Below are 3,687 nucleotides of genomic sequence, written 5' to 3' on the forward strand. Positions count from 1 at the left end.
CTTATGCGCCAAATACTTTCATGCGTTCATCTAATGGCTTGAACTCTTTTTCGCCAGCTGGCTGTTCAATAGCACCGAACACCAATTGTGCATTCAATTCCCAGTCCTCAGCGATGTTCCACTCTTGTGCAACTCTTTGGTCAATCACAGGATTGTAATGCTGTAAGTTTGCGCCAATCTCGATGCTCGCAAGCGCCGTCCAGATCGCATACTGATGCATCGCGCTGGTTTGATGCGCCCAGATTGGGAACTTGTCTGCATATAATGGAGCGGCTTCTTGCATGCCTCTGACAACGCCTTTGTCTTCAAAGAACAATACTGTACCTGCGCCTGCTCTAAAGCCTGCGATTTTATCTTTAGTACCTTTAAACTGCTCTTCGTTATTGACGATCACTCTTAGTGTCTCTTCGGTGATATCCCATAGTTTTTTATGGTCTTCGCCAAATAGTACAACCAAACGTGCTGATTGCGAGTTAAACGCTGAGGGTACGTGCAATAGTGCATGCTCAACCAATTTGACAACGTCGTCGTTTGAGACAGGTAACTGATCGCTTAGGCCGTAAATAGAACGACGCTTTTCCATAAGCTGTTGTAGAGTTTGTAGGTCTGACATAATTTGTCTCCAAAATTTATGTGAATAAAAAAGTATGGTTGATCATTGAACAACCCATACAAGTTAATAATGTGCCTATTATAAGAGAGCGGTAATGATATCCGTACTCTCTTTTTGTAAAATAACTTAACAGTAACTATAATTGTAAAGCTAAGGTAATCAATAAGTTTGTCTCGCCTTACCGATTACTTTACTGTCTCGCTTCTATAATTGCCTTTGCTACTAGCCTTGAAAACCTTCTGGCAACTCTGGTGCGGATAGACGCTTCATATCTGAGTCAACATTACCAAAACGCTCGTGACCGTTGTTCCAGTCTTTGATCGCAAGCTCAATCTCTTCTTTATTATCTGCGACAAAATTCCACCATAGCAGCACTTGGTTATTGAGAGGCTCACCACCGATGAACATCACCCGCGTACCTTTTTTGGCGACTAATTTGATACTTTCATTATTGGCGACATCATGATCTTGAAAGCGCAGCAGTTGATCTTGTGGGCAGACTTTGCCCTCAGATTCAATCTCGCCTTCGTTGACTAAGATACCGTACTCAAATCCTGGCTCTAGCGTCAAGGTAACTTCGCCATCTTCCTGCCAGTACACATCGATACCAACCATTTTTGAGTACTGAATCGTTGGCGCCTCGAAACGCTCACCCGTCACCGACGTATAGCTGCCCGTCGTAAGGATCATCTCGACGCTGTCTTCGGTCCACGTCGGCAATTCTGGATAGTGATGAAAGCTTGGCTCAATCTCTTGATCCGTGGGTAGCGCGATCCACAGCTGTACCATGCTCAGCGCACGCGACGCATCAGGCGATCCACCCGTATCAGGGAATACGCTTTGTTCAGTATGACTGATGCCACGAGTAGGCCCTGTGCCTGCGGTCATGACGTTGACTTGGTTTTTGGTAATGACTTGCTCGTTACCCAAGCTGTCTTTGTGCAAGACTTCGCCGTCAAGCATCCAGCTAAAGGTCTGCAAGTTGATATGCGGGTGACGACCGACCTGCATACCAGCTTCATCTGGACCGAAATCAGCGGGGCCAGCATGATCCAAAAAGCACCATGCACCAATTGGCTGCTTGCCTTTATTAGGTAGTAATCTAGCGATAGGAATGCCGCCGACGTCTGCCAGTCTCGGCTCTAGGGTTTGAATACTCATAACTCACCTCTTATTATCGAATGACGGATAGGAATACAGCCAAAAGCAGAATGGCGGCGTCTATTTTTGCGTATTTACTTTTAAGCTTATTATTGACACATCACTCTGCTCGGTTAACTTTATTCATACTATAAATTCTACAATGGCGCTAACGGTATAGATATACTCGTTATCTAATACCGTTTTATTGCTGACTTACTGCCGCTTTACTGCCAACTTACTACATAGGTACTTCCATTAGCAATACGCGAGCGTCCTCATCAGCATCCATCGTGAAGCTCTTAGTATTCCAAATACCGAGGCCATCACGAGTATCTAAAGTGCTACCATTGATGGTCACTTGACCTTCTAGCACTAGTACATAAACACCATTGTTAGCCTCTTTTAAGTCATAGGTTTCGGTAACGCCTTTATCAAAGCTGCCGATATGGAACCAAGCGTTTTGATGAATCCAGACACCAGCATCATCGGGGTTTGGCGAGAGTACTTGGTTAAAAGCATTGTGCTTAGCGTCTTCATCCATGCGCACTTGTTGATAGCGCGGAGCGACGCCGCCTTTGTTTGGAATGACCCAAATCTGTAAGAATTTAACAGGCTCATTGTCATCGCCATTCATCTCGCTATGCGTGATACCCGTACCTGCTGACATGACCTGAATCTCGCCGGTCTCAATGATGCCATTGTTACCGATGTTATCGCCATGACCGAGCTTACCTGACAACGGAATGCTGATGATTTCCATGTCGCGGTGTGAGTGCTTACCAAAGCCTTGACCGCCTGTTACAAAGTCATCGTTGATGACACGTAGCGCACCAAAGCCCATACGCTCAGGATTATGGTAGTTAGCGAAGCTAAAAGTGTGACGGCTTTTGAGCCAGCCGTGATCGGCATTACCGCGAGAGTCTGCTGCATGATAGATAGTTTTCATAAGTTATCCTTTATTTATAATGGTATGTTTGAACTATGGGTCTATTATAACCGTTGTATTAGGCACGATAAACAGTACTAATCGCAATTAACTATTCTTCATTTTAGAACAATAAAAACATGTGAATCCATCAAAAAACCCCGCTAAGCCTAAGATTAGCGGGGTTTTATATCATTTATCTAATTAACTATTAAACTGCCCAGCAAGAGCACCCGAAAGCACCAAAGAAGTCTTTAAAGTTCGAGACCGGTGCGTTGGATTTCCATGCTTTGGCATGATTATGTCCATGCAAAGTACAAGCGCTAGCACAGCCGCAAGCCATCGCCGCTTGATTCATCAGTGGCTCTAAGGAGTTTTTGCCTGCGCCTTCAGGCTCGCCCCAAGCGCCGTAGCCTCCGTACTGATTGGCAGGGGACCAGTCTGGCATAGCGGGCGGGATCGGCGTGTCATAATCTGAGAACTCGCCATCACCGTACACGACCTTGCCGCCGACAACCGTCAGGTTCGAGGTCAAGAACGGAATCTCATTGTCAGGGACACTAAAGAAGTCTTTGCTCGGCACGATAAAGTCGGCTAGATGACCCACTTCAATACGACCGCGCTCGCCTTCTTGATTAGAGAACCAAGCGACCTTTTCCGTCCACATACGTAGCGCGGTTTCACGGTCAACGAGATTGTCTTGATCGTAGAGTTTCATGCCGCCAACGGTTTTGCCTGTAATGAGCCAAGCGAGTGATACCCATGGGTTATAAGAGGCCACGCGGGTGGCATCCGTACCTGCTGAGACATTGACGCCGCTATCGAGCATTTGCTTTACGGGCGGCGTATTTGCTGCTGCCGCCGCCCATCTCGGCGATACGATCAATATTGCGCTGTGAGATAGTTTCAGCATGATCAAAGAACCAGTTGAGACCGTCAATTGGCATGTCGCGATTGACCTTTTCGAACACGTTTAGCGAGCGCTCAATGGTCTCATCATAAGTCG

At 46.4% G+C, this 3,687-nt stretch carries 5 protein-coding genes; all 5 read right to left on the minus strand.

The window, feature by feature from the left end; translation table 11 throughout:
- Position 1: 1 nt before the first annotated feature.
- Positions 2-613: a nitroreductase family protein gene (locus tag ACTXGO_RS11085; RefSeq protein ID WP_435949855.1), complete on the minus strand. Its 612-nt coding sequence runs from the start codon at positions 611-613 to the stop codon at positions 2-4.
- Positions 614-835: 222 nt separating this feature from the next.
- Positions 836-1,774 carry a pirin family protein gene (locus tag ACTXGO_RS11090; protein WP_443574520.1) on the minus strand — a complete coding sequence of 313 codons (939 nt, stop codon included), beginning with the start codon at positions 1,772-1,774 and terminating at the stop codon, positions 836-838.
- A gap of 220 nt (positions 1,775-1,994) precedes the next feature.
- Entirely contained in the window at positions 1,995-2,702 is a 708-nt protein-coding gene (locus tag ACTXGO_RS11095) for a pirin family protein (protein ID WP_443543544.1), read from the minus strand.
- 190 nt (positions 2,703-2,892) lie between these two features.
- Entirely contained in the window at positions 2,893-3,567 is a 675-nt protein-coding gene (locus ACTXGO_RS11100) for an amidohydrolase family protein (protein ID WP_443574522.1), read from the minus strand.
- Positions 3,500-3,687: hypothetical protein (locus tag ACTXGO_RS11105; RefSeq protein WP_443574524.1), on the minus strand; the 188-nt coding region annotated here is incomplete at its 5' end. The genes ACTXGO_RS11100 and ACTXGO_RS11105, both read right to left, overlap by 68 nt.

This window comes from Psychrobacter sp. T6-1 (genome assembly GCF_052258445.1).